Annotated in this window: 23 protein-coding genes; 16 read left to right on the top strand and 7 right to left on the bottom strand. The window is 57.0% G+C overall.

All coding sequences use genetic code 11. The features are described 5' to 3' along the window. Window positions 1-56 precede the first annotated feature (56 nt). Genes nrdG through G7K71_RS13745 form a run of 5 tightly spaced genes read left to right on the top strand, consistent with a single transcriptional unit; the run spans window position 57 to window position 3,779 of the window. Entirely contained in the window at window positions 57-893 is an 837-nt protein-coding gene (nrdG, locus tag G7K71_RS19105; protein WP_207712917.1) for an anaerobic ribonucleoside-triphosphate reductase activating protein, read from the top strand. Between the two features lie 8 nt (window positions 894-901). Further along, on the top strand, window positions 902-1,294 hold the full coding sequence (locus tag G7K71_RS13730) for a PH domain-containing protein (RefSeq protein ID WP_166347392.1): 393 nt from the start codon (window positions 902-904) through the stop codon (window positions 1,292-1,294). A 59-nt stretch (window positions 1,295-1,353) separates the two neighbouring features. After that, window positions 1,354-2,757 carry a ParB N-terminal domain-containing protein gene (locus tag G7K71_RS13735; RefSeq protein ID WP_166347395.1) on the top strand — a complete coding sequence of 468 codons (1,404 nt, stop codon included), beginning with the start codon at window positions 1,354-1,356 and terminating at the stop codon, window positions 2,755-2,757. Window positions 2,758-2,796: 39 nt separating this feature from the next. Beyond that, complete coding sequence (locus G7K71_RS13740; RefSeq protein ID WP_166347398.1) at window positions 2,797-3,186, top strand: malate:quinone oxidoreductase; 390 nt, start codon at window positions 2,797-2,799, stop codon at window positions 3,184-3,186. Between the two features lie 53 nt (window positions 3,187-3,239). After that, on the top strand, window positions 3,240-3,779 hold the full coding sequence (locus G7K71_RS13745) for a metal-dependent hydrolase (protein WP_166347401.1): 540 nt from the start codon (window positions 3,240-3,242) through the stop codon (window positions 3,777-3,779). Between the two features lie 64 nt (window positions 3,780-3,843). Here the strand turns inward: G7K71_RS13745 and G7K71_RS13750 are convergent, their stop codons facing one another. Both G7K71_RS13750 and G7K71_RS13755 read right to left on the bottom strand, forming a co-directional pair. After that, window positions 3,844-4,197 carry a type II toxin-antitoxin system RelE/ParE family toxin gene (locus G7K71_RS13750; protein WP_166347404.1) on the bottom strand — a complete coding sequence of 118 codons (354 nt, stop codon included), beginning with the start codon at window positions 4,195-4,197 and terminating at the stop codon, window positions 3,844-3,846. Continuing rightward, entirely contained in the window at window positions 4,178-4,531 is a 354-nt protein-coding gene (locus G7K71_RS13755) for a type II toxin-antitoxin system Phd/YefM family antitoxin (RefSeq protein ID WP_166347407.1), read from the bottom strand. Before G7K71_RS13755 ends, G7K71_RS13750 begins: the two co-directional genes overlap by 20 nt. Before the next feature lie 120 nt (window positions 4,532-4,651). Here G7K71_RS13755 and G7K71_RS13760 point away from each other — a divergent pair, with 120 nt between their 5' ends. Next, window positions 4,652-4,927 (top strand): HU family DNA-binding protein, encoded by a 276-nt coding sequence (locus G7K71_RS13760; protein ID WP_166347410.1) that lies wholly within the window; start codon window positions 4,652-4,654, stop codon window positions 4,925-4,927. Window positions 4,928-5,214: 287 nt separating this feature from the next. Here the strand turns inward: G7K71_RS13760 and G7K71_RS13765 are convergent, their stop codons facing one another. Next, the gene (locus G7K71_RS13765) at window positions 5,215-5,649 is read right to left on the bottom strand and encodes a thioesterase family protein (RefSeq protein ID WP_166347412.1); all 435 of its coding nucleotides are present in this window, start codon (window positions 5,647-5,649) and stop codon (window positions 5,215-5,217) included. Between the two features lie 477 nt (window positions 5,650-6,126). Between G7K71_RS13765 and G7K71_RS13770 the strand changes: the two genes are divergently transcribed. The 9 genes from G7K71_RS13770 (at window position 6,127) to G7K71_RS13810 (ending at window position 13,670) form a co-directional block, all read left to right on the top strand. Then, on the top strand, window positions 6,127-6,387 hold the full coding sequence (locus G7K71_RS13770; RefSeq protein WP_166347415.1) for a hypothetical protein: 261 nt from the start codon (window positions 6,127-6,129) through the stop codon (window positions 6,385-6,387). Between the two features lie 15 nt (window positions 6,388-6,402). Further along, on the top strand, window positions 6,403-6,966 hold the full coding sequence (locus G7K71_RS13775) for an AAA family ATPase (RefSeq protein ID WP_166347418.1): 564 nt from the start codon (window positions 6,403-6,405) through the stop codon (window positions 6,964-6,966). Window positions 6,967-7,190: 224 nt separating this feature from the next. After that, a complete protein-coding gene (locus G7K71_RS13780) occupies window positions 7,191-7,361 on the top strand; it encodes a hypothetical protein (RefSeq protein ID WP_166347421.1) in 171 nt (56 codons plus the stop codon). Beyond that, entirely contained in the window at window positions 7,358-7,669 is a 312-nt protein-coding gene (locus G7K71_RS13785) for a hypothetical protein (RefSeq protein WP_166347424.1), read from the top strand. The genes G7K71_RS13780 and G7K71_RS13785 overlap by 4 nt, the downstream gene beginning before the upstream one ends. A 175-nt stretch (window positions 7,670-7,844) precedes the next feature. Further along, on the top strand, window positions 7,845-8,276 hold the full coding sequence (locus G7K71_RS13790; RefSeq protein WP_166347427.1) for a hypothetical protein: 432 nt from the start codon (window positions 7,845-7,847) through the stop codon (window positions 8,274-8,276). 3 nt (window positions 8,277-8,279) lie between these two features. Beyond that, the gene (locus G7K71_RS13795) at window positions 8,280-10,100 is read left to right on the top strand and encodes a hypothetical protein (RefSeq protein ID WP_166347430.1); all 1,821 of its coding nucleotides are present in this window, start codon (window positions 8,280-8,282) and stop codon (window positions 10,098-10,100) included. 54 nt (window positions 10,101-10,154) lie between these two features. Further along, window positions 10,155-11,663, top strand: coding sequence for a hypothetical protein (locus G7K71_RS13800; protein ID WP_166347433.1), 1,509 nt, complete (start codon window positions 10,155-10,157; stop codon window positions 11,661-11,663). Between the two features lie 215 nt (window positions 11,664-11,878). Beyond that, on the top strand, window positions 11,879-12,520 hold the full coding sequence (locus G7K71_RS13805; protein WP_166347436.1) for a hypothetical protein: 642 nt from the start codon (window positions 11,879-11,881) through the stop codon (window positions 12,518-12,520). Further along, on the top strand, window positions 12,510-13,670 hold the full coding sequence (locus G7K71_RS13810) for an ImmA/IrrE family metallo-endopeptidase (protein ID WP_166347439.1): 1,161 nt from the start codon (window positions 12,510-12,512) through the stop codon (window positions 13,668-13,670). Before G7K71_RS13805 ends, G7K71_RS13810 begins: the two co-directional genes overlap by 11 nt. 202 nt (window positions 13,671-13,872) lie before the next feature. Here G7K71_RS13810 and G7K71_RS13815 read toward each other — a convergent pair whose 3' ends face one another. Together G7K71_RS13815 and G7K71_RS13820 are read right to left on the bottom strand one after the other, a co-directional pair. Next, entirely contained in the window at window positions 13,873-14,277 is a 405-nt protein-coding gene (locus G7K71_RS13815; RefSeq protein WP_166347442.1) for a type II toxin-antitoxin system VapC family toxin, read from the bottom strand. After that, on the bottom strand, window positions 14,265-14,537 hold the full coding sequence (locus tag G7K71_RS13820) for a ribbon-helix-helix domain-containing protein (RefSeq protein ID WP_166347444.1): 273 nt from the start codon (window positions 14,535-14,537) through the stop codon (window positions 14,265-14,267). The genes G7K71_RS13815 and G7K71_RS13820 overlap by 13 nt, the downstream gene beginning before the upstream one ends. Window positions 14,538-14,613: 76 nt before the next feature. On the opposite strand from G7K71_RS13820, the gene G7K71_RS13825 reads away from it, so the two are divergent. Beyond that, complete coding sequence (locus G7K71_RS13825) at window positions 14,614-16,488, top strand: VirB4 family type IV secretion system protein (RefSeq protein WP_166347446.1); 1,875 nt, start codon at window positions 14,614-14,616, stop codon at window positions 16,486-16,488. A 771-nt stretch (window positions 16,489-17,259) separates the two neighbouring features. Here the strand turns inward: G7K71_RS13825 and G7K71_RS13830 are convergent. Next, on the bottom strand, window positions 17,260-17,676 hold the full coding sequence (locus G7K71_RS13830; RefSeq protein ID WP_313884985.1) for a type II toxin-antitoxin system HicB family antitoxin: 417 nt from the start codon (window positions 17,674-17,676) through the stop codon (window positions 17,260-17,262). Between the two features lie 6 nt (window positions 17,677-17,682). Then, window positions 17,683-17,883: a type II toxin-antitoxin system HicA family toxin gene (locus tag G7K71_RS13835; protein WP_166347448.1), complete on the bottom strand. Its 201-nt coding sequence runs from the start codon at window positions 17,881-17,883 to the stop codon at window positions 17,683-17,685. Window positions 17,884-17,899: the final 16 nt, after the last annotated feature.

Here is a 17,899-nt window from a genome sequence, read left to right on the forward strand (position 1 = left end):
TCGGAAATCGACGCTTTTGGAGGGGTCGATTTTTTGTTTCTTCGGGGGTGTTCGCTTTGCAAATAATCGTCAACGGCGTCATTGAACAGGAACTCGCGGACCGGCTGGTGGCCGAAGAGAAAGAAACCTTCGCCCGGCAGGGGAAGAAAATTGCCAAAATCGTCATTACCAACCTTGGGGACGAGGTGGAAATCAAAACTTACGAGGAATCACCGATACGCCGGATACGCAGGATTACCGGCTACCTGGCCGAGACGGACCGCTGGAACGCGCCAAAGCTGGCGGAGTTGCGGGACCGGGTGGTGCACACCAACCTGGCAGTCCGAGGCCGCCTGGCCGCCAGGGAAACCGGCGTTAAACTCCGCTTAAACGGCCTGACTTATGAATCGGTTGTAGACGGCCCCGGCCTGCGGGACGTGGTGTTCGTCCAGGGTTGCCCGCACCGGTGCCCCGGGTGCCACAACCCCGACTCCTGGGACTTCGGGGGAGGTACGGAAGTAGACGTGGCCGATGTTTTGGTTTCCCTGCCGTCAAGCCCGTTAATTACGGGTGTCACCTTTTCCGGCGGGGAGCCGTTCTGCCAGGCGGCGGCCCTGGCGGAGGTGGCCCGGCACGCCAAGGCCAGGGGGCTGAACTTATGGATATATACTGGCTACACCTGGGAGGAACTCCTGGACCACCCGGACCCGGCGGTACTCCGTCTGCTGGCCCTGGCGGACGTGGTGGTGGACGGGCGGTTCGTGCAGGAGGAAGCCTACCTGGATCTGCCCTTCCGGGGTTCTGCGAACCAGCGTTTGATCGACGTGCGGGAATCGCTGAATACCGGAAACGTAGTGCTGTGGGAGCCGGCGGTACCGGCGGAAAACATCCCGCCAGTAAAAATCGTGAGGTGACAACAACGGTGCGTACCGTGAAAGATACATCCACGCACTGGACCGACGTGGCCCGCTGGGCAGGCCTGCCTGTGCTCTTCGAACGTTACCGCCTGGCCGGGGACACGCTCTACGTAAACCGTGGCCTCGTTTCCACCAGGGAAGACCGGCTTTTGCTGTACCGCATCCTGGACGTCCAGGTGCGGCGCTCGCTCCTCGACCGCGTCCTGGGCCTTGGCACCGTGGTAGTCTACGGTGCCGACGCCACGGACCCCGTATTGGAGCTCAAGGGCGTAAGGCGCCCTCACGAAATAGCCGACCTCATCCAGTCGCGGGCCGAGGAGGCCCGCGCCAGGGCGGGGATCCGAGGCCGGGAAGTGTACGGGGCTTTTGCGGGGGAAGCAAAACACTTCGGGACTTGATTTTGAGCATTGCCGCCGCGGGAGAGGATCTGCGGCTTTTTTTTCGGAGGTGGTATTTGTTGGTTACCATAGTCCCCGTTGATCTTCTCAAGCCGCACCCGAAGAACGCGGAGTTCTTTCCCGACCCGCTGCCGGAGGACATAAGGCAGGAGATGCTGGAGGACATCCGGGAGAACGGCATCGCGACCCCGCTGATCCTGGCCCGCGACCACACCATCCTGGCCGGGCACCAGAGGTGGGAGATGGCGAGGCAATTGGGCCTCTCCCACGTCCCGGCGATCGTCAGGGACGTCGACCCCGACTCGCCCGAAGCCGTGGCCCTGCTCATCAAGGACAACCTGCTGAGGCGCCAGCTCAACGATATGCAGGTGGCCAGGCTTATACGGGCGCTGAAGGAGCAGTACGGGGTCAAAAGGGGAGGAGACAGGCGTTCGGCGGAGGTCCAGGGATCAAAAGGACAAAATGTCCTTTTGAAAATTGCTGGGGAAGTAGGGATAGGGGAAAAACAGGTTGCAAGATTGGACAAGCTCAACGACCTCATCCCGGAACTCCAATCCTTAGTAGCTTCCGGTAAGCTGGGCACAACCGCGGCCTACTCCCTGGCCTTCCTGTCGCCGGAAGAACAGCGGGAACTCCTGCGCGTCTTGGGCGAAGCGGGCCTCGGTAGCCTTTCGGTTAGAGAGGCCCAGGAGCTGAAGCGCGAGCTAGAGACCACCAGGCGGGAGAAGGAATCTCTTGCCCGTCGTCTGGCCGAGCTGGAAGAGGAAAAGGCAAACCTCGCCTGGAAGGTAAATGAGGGGGGCGAGGAAGAACTTGAAGCGTTGCGCAGGGAACTGGCTACGCGGGAGAGTGAGCTGGAGGCCTTGCGGGCCAGGCTGAGGGAGCTGGAGCAGAAGCCCGTTGAAAATGTCGTGGAGAAAGTGGTCTTTAGAACTGATCCCGCCCTGGAAGCCGAACTGGAGGCGGCCCGCGCCGAGGCCGCCAAGCTCCTGCAGGAAAAGGAGTGGTTCGAGGGTCGGTTCCGCGAGGTGGCACAGGAGAAGGAGAGGAAGGAGGCCAAGATCCGTGGTTTGGAAGAAGAAGTGGAAAAGCTCCAGCGGTGGCTTGATCACGCACGTAGCGAATTGAAGAAGGAGAGGGAGAGGCCGAGGCCGCGCTTTGACGTCCGGAAGGAAGAGTTCAGGGCCTTGGCCCAGAAGGCGCAGTCAGCGGCCTTTGAGCTTACCGAATTGCTCAAAAAACTGGAGGAGCAGTATTCTGATGAACTTCTGGCCGCTTCCAGAGTGCGCGGCGGCCCGGATTTTGAGGATATCGGCGACGCCGTGGTGAACACGACCGTGTTCAAAGTGCTGAAGGCCGCCCTGGAAATGGCTTTAAAAAGGATAATTAACATCTTCGAGCTTTTGGAAGACGGAAAACCGAAACTGCAACTGGTCAAGAGCAAAGAAAAGGACGGGCGCTAGGAAGGCGCCCTTTCTTTTTTGGGAAAGGAGGTGAACGCGGTGCGTAGGCCGAAAGGCGGCAGTCTGGCCGGCATCATGCTGGACCTTTTGGAAAAGCGGTTCCCTGACGGCGTGCCCACGGGAGAGCTGGCGGTACAGCTCTACGGGAGAGATCTTCTGGAGAACCGGCTCAAAGTGCGCTCGGTGGCCCGCACTCTGAGGCAGACAGGCTATGCCGTATACGGTTTCGGCGGCATTTACGCCTTGTGCGAGGGGCAATCTCGGAAGCTTGGCATGGCGGCCACCCGTTCCGCCAAGGTGGCCGACGGCACCATCCGAAAACTCCCCCAGATCTTTGAGGCCATTGACAGAGCAGGCGACAAAGCGCTTGCGTCCGAGCTACGTCGCGCATTAAAAGAAACCCTTCTCGAAGCTGTGAAGGAGCTTTGAACCCGCCCGGTTTTTCACCGGGCTTTTCTTTTTTTCTTTGGAGGTGTTCTCCCTTGCTCTACGACACACACCTTGCGGGCGGCGTCCTGTCGGGCGCCGCCGTGCTGTTCCTCACGGGCGCACCGCCGGAAACGTGGCCCGGCGCGCTCTTCCTGGCGGGGCTCGCCTCGGTGCTCCCCGACGTGGACCACGGCCGGGCGGCGCTGAACCAGGTCCTCAAAAAGAGCGTGCCGGTAGCTGGATCGGCAGTGAATACCGCCGCGCGGGCCGTCCTGGGCCACCGGGCCGCGACGCACAGCCTCCTGGCGCTGGTAGGGGTGGCCGCCCTCTTCAGGCTTGCGGTGCCCGTATCCGATACGCTTTTCTGGGCGGTACTGGCGGGGTACCTGAGCCACCTGGTGCTGGACTTCTTCAACCCCCAGGGGGTGTGGTGGACGTGGCCTTTCGGGAGGAGGTGGTCATTGAGGGAAGTGCTGCCGTGGCCGTTCACCTTCGAGACCGGCTCACGCGTGGAAACGTGGCTCCTCCGCCCGGCCCTGTGGCTCGGGGCGGTGCTCTTGATTGCCCAGTGTCTCGGGGTGATGCCGCGTTAGATAACCGGGGAATCACGGGAAGAAAAGCGGAAAAATGGCCAGGAGCGGGGACGAACCCGGCCTCTCATTTGAGGAGTTCGGCCAATTTTTTCAACTCGTTTCCTGTCAACTTTCTGTATTCGGCGATCCGCTTTGCGGCTGTTTTATATGCTCCCAGCCCTTCCCGCTTTCCAACAGCAATTACGGCAACGAAGACGGTTTTTTCTTCCGGCAGGTAAACCAGGCGATACCCCTCAATGTTAAATTTCCTTAATCCAACCAGGTCGAGGCCCAATTTTTCGCCCAGCGGTTTTCCGTACTTTAAAGGGTCAATTTCGAGTTTTAAAGCCGCTTTCAGCACTTTCATGCGCACACTCTTGTCGAGATCTTCCAAGTCTTTTACCGCTTCGGGGAGCCACTTAACCGTCCACCGCGTCATCGGGAACCCCTTCCACTTCTTCGCGAGTTAACCCGAATCTTTTGAGTACATCGTCGGTATCCACCAAAGCTTTGTGAGACTTGAAGTGTTCGAAAAGGCGGCGCAAAGCCAGCACGGCATAGTAAAGCTCTTCTACTCTTTGCTCTTCCAGAAGAAGGTCCCGGTAGTCGTCAATATTTATGAGAACCGCCTCGACCTCTTGTTCCCTGGTGATGAAAACAGGACGTTTTTTGATTTTTTCCAGGTAGGCTCCAAGATTCTTGCTCAGTTTGGACGAGGAAACTAACTGGCTTGGACTGAGCAAGACAGGATCTTCTATGTCGTTGAAAGACATAATACTCATCCCCTTAATTCTGCTCCTTTCCGTAAATATTATATGTTTTCCGTACGTAAATTATACACCGTTATATTACGTACTTCAATCCTTTTTGAGAAGGAGAGGTGAAAGCGAAAAATGACCAAAGCCGACCTGGTAAAAGTGGTTGCCGACAGGGCGGGCCTGTCCCAGAAGGGCGCGGCCCTGGTTCTGGACGCTTTCACGGACGCGGTCCGGGAGGCGGTGGCCCGCGGCGAAACCGTGCGGATTTCCGGGTTCGGCACGTTCGCGGTCAGGGAGCGAGCCGCGCGGCAGGGGCGCGACTTGCGGACCGGGGAACCCGTCACCGTCCCCGCCCGGAAGGTCGTGGTGTTCCGCGCGGGGAAAGAGCTGAAGCGCGCGGTTGCGGTTTGAGAATATCGTCAAGAATAAAGAAGAGGGGTACGCCATCCTCTCCTCGTTTTGCGTCCGGTGATCGCACCGGGCGTTTTTTCTTTGTGGAGGTATAGTATTGTACGAGAGGAAAGTCTGATTCTATGGAATTTACTGCTAATTCGACAATAATTGTCTATCAGTTACACCACTACGTGAAAAGTACGGGTAACAACTTCCTACATAAATAAAAAACCCAGCCTTCCTCTCTAAGTTTGCTCGGCAGATAGGCTAGGGTTATGCTCAAACCATAAAACTTTAAAAAAGTATTAAGGATTTATGCCTATCATTTCCCGTTTACGTACTGCTTTTTGCAAAAAACGTTCAAAATCAATAACAAAACGCTCATGGGTACCACGGCTGATGATATCCACGTTATCTCTGGCTTCCACCTCGAATACCAACCGCCGGCCATCCACCTTTACAAGTTTGACCCGCACAATTACTTCAAGGCCGGGAGGAGTTGCAGCCTCGTGGCTCAAATTTACGTGCGTGCCCACGGTTTGCTCTCGTGGCCAGTTAAGATAAGGGTTCACGGCTTGAATGCACGTCCATTCTATTAACCCAACCATGAAACCTGTGGCGAAAACTTCCGGCATGGCTTGAAACTCCGGTGACTCGGGATAAAGTGCCGGCACTGTTTTGTGTATGGGGATGCGGAATTTTAGTTCGTGCTGGATCCCGGGTTGTAGTGACTTTTTCATACCTAACATTACCCCCGCTTTGTTTATCCGTTTTTATAAAAAACATTCATGGTTTTTGTCTCATAATGACCTTTCATTTACTCCCACCTTGGTGGCTATGGTTAATGTTAATTATATACTGCCGATTAAGAGCCAGGCCAACGCCGGTTAAGGTTACGCGAAGTGGAAAACCTGGTCGGGTTTAACATAACTGTGTTTTTAAATTTTTTCAATATTTTAACGGTCAATTGAATATTTTTTCAGGCCAAACATAAAAAAATGAGGTCAAACTGGTTACCGTCCCGGCACGGAAGGCCGTGGTGTTCCGCGCGGGGAAAGAGCTGAAGCGCGCGGTTGCGGTTTAACGTTCATCGAAGACCCCGGCCCATCCGTATTCATAAAGCAGCGGCGGGCCGGCCGATTTTTCCAAAACACTTCTTTTTTCGCTTCTTTGCCTGGCTTTGTGTCAGGCGTTCTTTTTTGGGGGAGGGGAAAATCGTGCTTTTTCGGAATGTTGCTTCCGTTATTGCACTCTACGTTATTTTCCTAGGCATCGCTTACCGCGTCCTGCCTCATGTCAAGCTACCTGCCTTCGTATTTTTCGCCTTACCAGGCGTGGTATGGGGGTTGGCTGACGCGGTGGACCTGGCCGGGATGAAGGCGGGGAAAACTCGTTCGAGGGCGATCCTCGGAGGGTTTGTGGCCGCGGTAATGGTATCGTGGTGGTTCCTGATGTTTCCGTTTTTGCTTAAAGCTTAGAAAGGGGACGGTTTCTTGGGAAAACGGATAGCGATCACCGGCGCTCACGGTGCCGGGAAAACAACGTTGGCTAAGGCGCTTTCTGAAACGCTCGGCCTCCCGCTCATCACGGAGCGGGCGCGAGTGGTGGCCGGGTACATGGGGATTGGTCATTGCCGGGAGTTGATCCGGGACCGCGCCCTGGCCTGGAGGTTCCAGGAAGAAGTGCTGGAGGCCCAAATTCGTGCCCAATCTGAGTATCCGGGTGGTTTTGTAAGCGATCGAAGCACGCTGGATTGTATTGCCTATTTTAGACTTTACCAGGGCGACCGCGTTAATGGTCCCGAGAAATCGCGTTATTATTACCGTGCCCGGTTCCATGCCTGGCGCAAGCTGGATCTGTTGGTGTACGTCCCTCCAGTTGTGGAAGTTGAGGCGGACGGGTTCAGACTCGAAAACCACGCGGAGCTGGTGGACTTTTTCATCCGGGAAGAAGTTGATATAGCGGAGAAACACGGTCTGGCGGTCGTCCGGGTGGGGTACGGTTCGGTGAATGAACGAGTCGCGGAGGTGCTAGCGTACCTGTATACCGATAGTTGAGTTGGATAAGCTGCGGCGGCGCGTCAAAAGGCGCATCCTCAACCTGGCCAGGAAGCTGGCGTAGTATTACAGTATTTCCGCTGGCCCGCCCGCGACGGGCAATTCGGGCATGAAGTCCCGGCCCGGATGGGCGGCGGGCTGGCTTCTTCATAATATAAGATCCTCCCCTTTTCCATTTGCCCGGTTCAATGCCGGGCTTTTTCTTTTTTCCGGGGGTGGTGGAAATGCTTACCCGGTTCAGACAGTGGTGGGAGACCGCCGCGCCGTACCTGATAATCGCGGCCTACGCAGTTGAGCTGGCGCTCTTCCTGCTGGTCCTGCTGTGTGCCCTGCGGGTGCTGGTGCCCGTGCCGGCGAAAATCGTCGCCTTTCCGGGTAAGGGGGTGGTCATTTGAGAGTGGGTGTAACCGACCACGCGGTGGAGCAGTACCGGAACAAATATTTGCAGTACCGCGGGGGTGAAATGACAGACGAGGAGATCCGCGCCGTACTGGCCCGCGTGGTGGAGCAGGGCAGGCGGCTCCGGAGACTGCCGGGCGGCGCCCGGGAATACGTCCTGGACGGCCTGGCGGTGGTCGTTGATGACCGCAATCCCGGAAACGTCACGGTGATAACATTTTTGGGGTACTACGATTGGAGGTGGTGGTGGAGGAAAAAGGAAACGGGAATGCGTCGATCTCCGAAAGTCCTGGCGGCGCTCTGACTCCGTTCCGTTCCGCGCTTTTCTTTAAGGCGCGCGGGCGGAACGGAACAGAACAATAACTACAAAAAGTTTAGATATCTAAACATCATGGTCAAGTTCTTCCGAAAAAAAAGGCCTGCCCGCGGCCGACCCGTTCATCCGAGCAATCACAATTGCAAAAGGAGGTTTTATCACTATGCGTAAAATAAGCTCGCTGCACAAACGCCTCTTGAGCTTTGCGTTTCTCTTCCTGGTGAGCCTGTTCTGCCTCGCCCCGGCGGTCCTGGCCGCGCCGGGTGATCTGCCGCCGGCGGACCTCTTCAAGCCGGATCCCCGGGTGGTCACCACGGGCGGCTCGGCGGCGGTCTTCATTAAGGTCATCTCGTGGCTAGTGGCCCTGGTGGCCGGGATCTACTTCGCCTGGGCGCTCTTCCACTTCGTGCTCCACGATTTACGCGACATTTTTACCGGCAAAGCCGACCTCAAGGGCAAGTCGTCCAGGTTCATCGCCCTGGGCGTGTGCTTCGTCATTCTCCTGCTGGCCATCACCGGACAGTGGTACACCGTGGTTCAGGTGGTCTGGGACAAGATCGTGACTCCGCTGATTAAAACTTTGGGAGGGCAGTAAGCCGTGAAAAGGTCAGCCCGGGTTTTTACGGCGGTCGCCCTGGCCTTTTTGCTGTTTTTCCCCATCTTGTGCCTCGCCCTTCCCGCCCCGGACATACCGCATCCCGGCGCCAAAACCGCTCCGGTCCTGATGAGCGCGGCCTCTGCCGCTCCCGGGGACGCGGGGGCGGGTGGTTCCTCGTCTTCTGGCAGCGGTAGCAGCAACGATAGTCAGAGCGACCAGGAAAGCGAAGGTGGTGGTGACGGCGGCCTCCTGGCCAAAATATCCCAGCTCATCGACACCATCAAGGCATTCGTTGACACCGTAGGCAAGATCCTCCGGGGCGAGATCTTCGACATCTTCGTGGAGTGGTGGGGCAAACAGCTCCAGAAGACCCTGGACCCGCTGATAGGGGCCTTCGGGGCGGTGTTCCTGTACACGCCGTACCTCCACTCCCACCCGTGGGTGCACTCCTGGTGGTCCTGGACGTTCTGGATGTCCTTCGGGTTGCTCTTCGCGGCCACCGTGTGGGCCGGCATAAAGGTGTTCACGGCCAGCGCCGACCCCGGGAAGGACATGTGGAAGCCGCTCAAAGTTGTGGGCGTGGCGCTCGTCTCCGCTCTCGCATCCCTCTGGGCGGTGGACTTCCTGATCTTGCTGGTCAACAAGATGGGGGCGGCGATTCTCACGGACACGATCAAACAGGCGGCCTCCCTAGGCGGTAGACAAGTCGCCCTGAACGGCCAGGACGACGGCGCCCTGGTCATGGGACTGCTGTTTTCGTCGGACGCCGCGCTGAAGAACCCTCCCGCGCTTTACCAGATGCTCGTCCCCCAGGGGTTGTTTTTGCTCACCATCATCATGATCGAAATAATGGTGCTGGCGCTTTTCGCGATGGCCCGCTTCTTCGTCCTGTGCGTGCTGGCGGTCGCCGCCCCCCTGTACTTCGTGGGGGCGTCGCTCACTTCCAGAATGGAAACCCTAGTGGGGTGGTGGGCGCTGGTGGCCAGGACGGTGTTCTTCCAACTGGTCTACGCGGTGGCGTGGAACTTCTGCGTCAGCGTGAGGCTTGCCGAAGAGGGTAAGGCGGCGTCCGGCCCGCTGGCTTCCCCCTCGGCGGCGTTCTTCGGTGCAAAAGCTACCTTCATCGAGATGGTCATCCTGCTGGCGCTGATCTACGTCACCTGGAAGTTCTGGGCAAGGCCGACGTGGACTGCCCTTAAGGAACCGGCAACGCTGGGCGGCGCGAGGGTGATCCTCTCGGCGGCGGCCCTCGCCTCGGGCGCCAGCCGCATGCTGGGCCTCGTCTCCAAAACCATGCACGACCCGGGCATCGGCGCGGCGGGCATCAGGCTCGGGGAGTACGCCGGGAAGCTCCGCAGGCGGGGCGAGGACCTGTTGAGGCAGAGCGGCGCCGGGGAGAAAACCCGCGGCGGGCGTTGGGAACCCGGTTTCTTCGGGAAGGTCATCGACCGCGTGGCCCCGGTGCCGGAGAGGATCAGGTCGGTGGAGGTGGCGCGCGTGGAAGGAAAGCCTTTTGAAGAGGGCGGCGTGATGTGGTCCGCCGTCCGGATACCGGAGGGCGAAACGCAAAACGCGCTCAAGGCCCTGAAGGGGGCCGGGATACCGGGCGCGGCGGTCCGCGTGGACCCCAATGCAGCGGACGTGATCCTGGTGGCGCACGGCTACGCCTCCCGCGCCGTCCAGGTACTAAAGGCGGCGTTCAAGAAGCGGATTCCGTACTGGACGGACGGCAATTATTTCGTCGTTCTCCAGGACGGCATACCCGTCCACGTCCCGGCACCGCCCGAAAACGGCGTGAACATGGGGCGGTGGAGGCAGTAAAGAACAGAGAAAGCCGGGTTTTTCGGTGCCCGGCTTTTTGCGAGGTGATAGTGGTTGCAGCCTGTATTCTTTCCCGCTGACGTTAGACAGGACGTGTCGGTCTTCGGCGTCCGCGTGGGACTTCTGTGGATCCCGGTACTGGGGTTGTTCGCCGGATTCCTCCTCTTCGCGTACCTCCCGCCGGGGTTCCCGGTACTGCCGCGGTTCCTGATCCTGGTTGTACCCCCGCTGGCGCTGTTTTTCTTCCTGGCGGCGCGCGTGGACGTGTTCTGGAAGAAGTTCCGGGCGTACAGGAAAGAGCCGTCTTTGAGGCTACCCGACGCGCGGGGCGGGCCGGGGAGTTTCCAGTCTCTCGTGTCGGCCTCCGCCGCGGAGGAAACCTTCATCCTGGAGTTCGACGACGGCTCCCGGGGGGCGGTGCTCTCGGTCGTCCCCGCCCCCTGGGAAGTGATGACCGAGGGCGACCAGACGAGCGCCGTGGCGGCTTTCGGGGCCGCCCTCTCCAGGGTCGGCGTGGCGGACGCCGAGGTTACCGTGTACCTGGACACGGACGCCGACCTCCCTAGGGCGGAGTGGGAGCGGAAGGAGGCCCGCTGGCGGAGCGCCTTCCCGGAAGGTTCCGGGCTGAGGAGGATCGCCGAAGCCAGACTGGCGCACTTCCGCGGCCTTGAGCGGGCGAAACCCCGGGCCGCCGTCCGGGTCAGGTGGAAGCCGTACGACGCCGCCCTGCCCAGGAAGCCGAAGGACGACGCCGACCGCAAGGCGCTCGTCAGGCGGGCCGTGGCCGACCTGGTTTCCGGTTTCACGGCGGAACTCGAACGCTCGGGCGCAAAGGTGCGCGTCCTCGGGGCGGAAGCGGTGCGGGACCTGGCCGCCAAACAGGTCCACCCCCTGGACTGGCGGAGAATTGCACCGGTTACCGGGACGGACTGGCTCGGCGGAGCCCGCGGCGAAGAAATGAGGGACCGGACCCGCGCGGGGACCACCGGCTCCGGGCTTCTGTCCCGGTTCCGCCGCGGCAGGGCCGGCGGGGTCGAAGTTGTGCCGCGAATGAAGCCCAGGGTCATCGCGGTCGCGGCGGCGTCCGAAGCCGGACTGAGGGAGGCGGCGAAAACCGCTCTCCGCATAGCAGAACGCGAAAGCCTCTCCCTGGCGGACGCCGACCCGCGCGGTTTCGCGGCGTCCGAAGCCGGGCTTGAAGAGGATACCGCCGCCCGGTTCGACTGGCGGTTCAACCCCGGCGGGGGCGGCCTCACCCTCCCCAGTGGCGTCCGCCTCTGGCCCACTTCAGGCCGGCTCTTCGCGGTGGGCGACTATTCCGGGACACTGAGGGAGATCCTGTCGGAATCCGGGGAGGCCATCGTGGTGAACCTGGGTACCGGGACCCTGCCGGAGGGGGTGGAAGCGGAGCAGACAGTGGTCGTGGTCGCCAATTCAACTGACGTGGAGGTTTTGCGCCGCCTCTACCCGCCGGGCCGCGCCGGGCGGGTGGAAGTGGTTGTAGCGGGCGGGGACCCCAAACTGGCGGAGGCAGTGCGGAAGCTGGGCTACCTTTGCCATTAAGTAAACCGAAAACCCCCTCGATGAGCCTGTTTAAAGAAGGCTTTTCAAGAGGGGGTTTTCTTTTTTGAGGACAGGCTAGATGAACCCGAGATACATTGGCGGAGTTGTTGTCATCAATTAAGGGGGAAGCGAATTCCATATTTCTACTTGACAAATCAGGCTTTTAATGGTAAATTGCTTGCAAAGTAAATTTTGTCAAGTGAGGTGCCGTATTAGTGCTTTTTGAGCAAGTAGACGTCAAGACGCTACTTGAGAAAGACTTGCCACAGTCAGTTAGGTCGCATTTTGTTCCTGCTGTTAAGCGTGCTTATGATTTAGTTGCCAAATTATACGAGCAGCACCAATTTTTAAGTTGGCCAGTAGGCTATGAACATAGAAGAGAGTTACGGAGAATAGCTGTAGAATATGAACTTATGAAACTTGTGGATAGTGGTCAAATTCCCTTAGAGTACCAAATCGGTTATAACGCAATTAGAAACTGCCGTCATTTGGAACTACTTACGAAGCAATTTATCATTACTGTAAGCCAAGTTCAATACCCAAGGTCTTTTCCAAGACCGGCCATTTTCCGAAACCGGCTCTTAAGTGGTCAACTAGCTTGGGATTTTTTCGGAGAAAGTGAGAAGCTTATTACCGGACGGTTTTATATCATCCTTACTCATGGTTATGAAAAACATTACCCTGAGTTTATATGTTTAGGTGTTCCAGACCCAGACCAGAAGGGGCGTTGGATAACCCAAATTGATCTGCTTAAAGAGACTCCCACAGTCGAATTACCTGAAGAAGAGATAATAACTGAAGGCACTCTACTAAAATTTAAGGAATTCGTTAAAGAGGCGGTGGGTAATGGCCGATAAGATTAGACCTTATCGTTTAACTCGAATCATTCCAGAACGACTGAGAGAAGCTCGCCTGGCCAGAGGCCTTACAATAGCTGAATTAGCTGAACATATTGAAGTCACACGACAGAGTGTGTCTCAATATGAATTAGGTCAATCATCGCCGAGTGGGGAAGTGTTAGCCCGTATAATAAAGGTACTTAATTTCCCCCTTGATTATTTCTGTAATCCACTCGATAAAGAAACTCCTGCAAGTGTAACATTCTTCCGCAGTTTGAGCTCAGCTACAAAAAGATCCAGGGAAATGATTAAACAAAGGGAGAAGTGGGTTGAGAAAATTTTTATATACGCCCAGAAATATTTGGACTTCCCTGAAGTGAACTTGCCAGTTATAAATGTAAGCGCTTATGGAGAAAAAATTGATGACGACCAAATTGAAAGAATAGCAGAGACAGTACGCAAACACTGGGGGTTAGGACAAGGACCAATAAGTGATGTTATTCTCCTTTTGGAGAAACAGGGAATCATTGTGACACGATTTAGTTTTGAAGACCTAAAGATGGATGCCTGTTCGCAATGGCGAGGGAATCGGCCGTTTATCTTTTTATCGTCTGATAAAGAATCTGCTGTTAGAACCAGGTTCGATGCGGCTCATGAACTAGCCCACCTCCTTCTTCATACCTGGATTGATGGAGAAGAACAGCTAGCAAACAAGAAGGTTTTGAATCGCATAGAAAAAGAGGCTAATCGTTTTGCTGGGGCTTTTCTCTTACCACGAGATTCTTTTAGCAAGGAGGTAATATCCACCTCTTTAGAGCATTTCGTATCGTTAAAAAGAAGGTGGAAAGTCTCCATTCAAGCCATGATTCATCGGTGTGAGGAGTTGGGTATACTAACTGAAAATCAAATTCTTTATCTGTGGAAGCAGCTCAATAGACTGGGCTACAAAAAAAGAGAGCCGCTGGACGACGAACTGGAACCTGAAAACCCGAGAATTTTGCGACAAGCTATTATCATGCTTCTAGAAAATAAGGTATCTACAGTAGGAGAAATACTTGATTTCATCAAATTATTGCCGCCTGACATTGAGGCACTATGTGGTCTTCCTTCTGGTACTTTAGAATCAAAAAGTAAAGTCATACCACTTCGCTTTAAAAAACATCAATAATGGGAAACGAATGATTTGATAAAAGTAGAAATTTGCGCGTTCGAGATGATGATATCCCGCGAAGACCCTATCTTCTTGGTTTAAAGGCACTTGATAAAAGCTGACTTAAAAGATAATGCGAATGATGATGAGTAACCCGGGATAACCCGGGGATATTTTTTAATACTCAATAGAACCAAATTCCCAATCTACAGTTACGGAACTATGATCTTATACCAGCTATTTTTTCAGGAAGCGTCGTTTCAACAGTGGGAAAATCTCTAACGTTTGCGGTAACTACCTTCAGCTTCCTCAACTCGGCCGTCGCCGCGATCAGGCAGTCGGCCATTCCCAGGGTCCTGCCTTTCACGGCCTGATCTCGCCGGATTTCGGCGGCGCGCCCGGCAAATCTGCGGTCCACGGGAAGCATTTCCCACGCTTCCAACAGCTTTTCGACGGCGGTTCTTGCTTTTTCAGTACGAGCCCCGTACAGGAGTTCGTGGTAGACGATCACGCTGGTGGCCGCGGAACCGGACGCCACCATCTGTTCCAGCCAGGCGTCCGCATCAGGGGACAACCTCCCGATCAGGTGGTCGATCAGGACGCAGGTGTCTATCAGGTAGCCCATGCCGGCGGCTCACCATCCTCACTGCGCACTTTCCGGACCCAGTCTGCCCCCGGAACTTCCGCCCACTCCGGTGCGTCCTCCGGCCCGAGGATTCCCCGCGTTTCCCGCAACCCCCTGAGCCTTATTTCACGGGCCACTTTTTCTGCAACCGCCTGGACGATAAACTCGTTGCGGCTCATACCGAGGAGTTTCACGAGTTGTTCCATTTGTGCGACAATACTTTGGGGTAACCTGATATGTACCATATGGGTATTATCCATTATGTATCACCCCTTCTTATATAGTCATGCTATTACAGCATAAAGAAAAGGTCAATTCCGGATCGAGGTGACTCAATTGTTCCTGAAAAAGCTCAAATGCAGAAAAAACATAAACCCGGAAACAGAATCGAATTCGGCCAGCGGGCTCGCCGGCTGGATCGCCGAACGCGCCGGGGGCCTCGAGAGGAAGCGCACCAGCCTTGTCGTGGGCGGTGAAATATGGCACCGGACGTTCGTGGTGCACGGGTGGCCCCAGGCGGTGTCCCCCGAATGGCTCCGGCCGCTCGTCCGGGAACCCCTGCCGGAAGGGTGCTCGCTCCGCATAGCCGTCCACTACCGGCCCGCCAGGGTGGACTGGAACTGGGCCACGAACATGCGGGTGCGGCGGCTCGAACGGAGCGTCCAGAGCGCGGCGGAGTCCGGGTCGCCCCCGTCCCCGGACGAAGTGCGCGCGCTGGAGTCCATCCGGGTCCTGCAGGAGAAGACCCTCTACCACGGCGCGGCGGTGTTCGACGTGTGGTGCGTCGTCACGGTCTCGGCCGCTTCCCCGGAAGCCCTGGAGGTGGCCTCCTCGCGCCTGGAGAAGGTGTGCCGGAACGCCAGGATAGCCGTCTCCCGGGTACCTTACGAGCAAACCGACGCCTTCAGAGCGGGGTGGGTCGTGGGTGTGCCGGACGGCGAATTCTTCAAGCGCCACCCCGGGCGGCTCGCCGACGAGGATAGCGCCGCGGCGCTCTACCCCTTCACCTACGGCACCCTGGACGACGGGACGGGCATATACATAGGCAACCGGGCGGCGGACGACGGGGACGGGTCTTTCGTCTTCCTGGACCTGGAGCGCGACCCGGAAGGCAACAAGAACTTCGTCGTCCTGGGCGCGTCGGGCGAGGGCAAGTCCACCTTCATGAAGTCTTTGCTCACATCGCTCCTCCTGGAAGAGTACCAGTGCTTCGTGTTCGACGTGGACGGGGAGTACCGGTTCCTCTGCAACCACGTGGGCGGCCTGTGGGTGGACCACACCCTGTCCTCCGGGCGGTACGTGGACCCCCTGAGGGTGCCGCCCCCGCTGGGCGACCCGAACGAGGACGCGGCGCGGCTCGACGGGGTGCTGAACGCCGTCATGCGCACGGCGAGCCTCCTGGCCGGAGGGCTGTCGCCCGCCGAGGCGAACGCCGCCGACCGGGCGCTGATGCGCCTCTGGGACGAATGCGGGGTCAGCCGGGACGACCAGGGCACGTGGACGCGCCTGAACGAAAGGCGGGTCCACGACTGGTACGCCAAGCTGAAGGCGCTGGCGGGTGAAGGTGCGCTGGGGGCCGGGTCCCTGGCCGATAAGCTCTGGCGGTTTTTCGAGGGCGCCCAGAGCCGGATGTTCGCCGTGCCGGACGACGTGGAATTCGGCGGCTCTCCCCTGGTGGTCTTCCACGTGGCCCAGACGGTAAACAACGAGCTGGAGGAGCACACGGCGGCGGTCAAGATGTCCCTGGCACTGACCTCCGTGTGGGACGCCGTGCGGCGCAACAGGATCCGGGGGAATCGCTGGTCGGCGGTGTTCTGCGACGAGGGCCAGCGGCTACTCCTGGACCCCAACGCCAGCCGGTTCGTGAACACCCTGGCCACGACAATCCGGAAGTGGAACGGCCTCCTGGTCCTGGCCACCAACAAACCGTCGGTGCTCTGGGCGCACGCGGAGGGCGGCACCGAGGGCGGGTCCGGGCTCTGGAGTAACTCGGCATATAAGGTCCTTTTTTGGCTTGAGGACGCGGACATGATGGCGGTGGAGAAAAACGCGGAACTCCCCGCCCCGGTGCTGTCTACCATAAGGAAGCTGAGGCGGACCCACCGGTTCGTCCTCAGAGTACTGGATAAAGGCTTCGACGTGCTGAAGCTGAGTTTGCCGGCTGAGGAGCTGGCGCTCTACAGGACGCGGGGACTTGCAGAAAGACGGTAGTTTGTGGTATCCTTGATAGGGAAGAGGTGTTGTTTTCGAAAGATTTTTCCTGTGGTCTTGGAAATCCAATCAAATCAAGGGTGTGACAGGTGTAACAGGTATGTAACAGGTATGTAACAACTCAAAAGACCAGTAAAATCAAGGCTGTAACCACTGTAACCACTTTTTTTATGGATTTTTTTAAAGGAGGGGTTTCCCCGGCTGGAAAATATGTCAAATATACCCAACCCCGGAACCCCCGTCGTTGCTGGATTTTTTGCGATGTTGCACCTAAGGTGCAACATTCTAACACCCCCGGGTGCTAGGGGGTGAAACCCGGAAAGCCTTGCGGCTCAAGGCTTCCCGGGCACGGGCCGGAAGCGTGTTGCACTCCGGGTGCAACATGCCTCAGCCCTTGCGGCTCAAGGCTTTGAGGCCAATTTCCAGCCGGATGTTGCACCTAAAAAAAATATGAACCAAAACCTATATATAGGGGAGTATATATTTTTTGAGAAAAAGGTGATCTCGGAGGCCCTATATAAGTACATGTTTTTTTTGGGTGCAACATACCCCTCCCTTATATACCTCCAGCCCTAGAGCCATGCGGGTTTGACCATGTTGCACCCTGGGTGCAACACCCATTATTTGCCAGCCCCGAAAGCCTTGCGGCTCTAAGGCGGAAGGCAACTCGGCCTTGTTGCACCCCTGGGTGCAACAAGGTGCTACATGAGGTGCAACATCGGAGAAAGAAAAAAGCGATTTCAGGAATATTCCGGAGATCGCTTTTTTCTTTTAACTAGGTCGCCGGTTTTCGTTGATACAAAGCCTTTCTTTGATGGCTGTCTGGAGCAATTGAGAGAAGTTTATTTTTTCTTTCTCCGCCAAGTCATTCAACCACTTGGGGAGAGTGACTGTTTTTTTCACGGCTTTCCTGGCCATCCTGTCCCGGACCAGGGGCATCCAGGCTTCGATAACGGTAACAAACCCGTTTTCAGGAACCCTGACTTTCTCGGGGGGAGTGGGGGAAGGGATCTCATCTCCGTCTTCCTCCATCCCGTACAGGTGGAGCTCCAGCGCTTCCCTGGCCATCTGCAGAGCCTCTTCTAAGGAGTCTCCCTCCGTAATGCAACCCGGCAGATCCGGGAATGTGACACAGTAGCCTTTTTTTTCACCGGTTTCGAAAACGGCCGGGAAAATGTATTTGTCCACAATTATTCACTCCTCCATTGAAATCTGTGCTTGTCTGAAGATGCTTCGCACGGTTTTCGGATCAAGATCTTTCCGTGGGTGTGGTACCGTGACCTTGCCGGGTTTGGTCGGGTGCTTTAACTGGACATGTGATCCTTCCTGGTTTTTTATCACCCAGCCGTTTTTTCTGAGAATCCGGAGAATTTCTGTGGACGAATAGCTTTTCATCGCTTACACCTTAATT

The sequence above is a fragment of the Desulfofundulus sp. TPOSR genome (assembly GCF_011393055.1).
GTDB lineage: Bacteria > Bacillota > Desulfotomaculia > Desulfotomaculales > Desulfovirgulaceae > Desulfofundulus > Desulfofundulus kuznetsovii.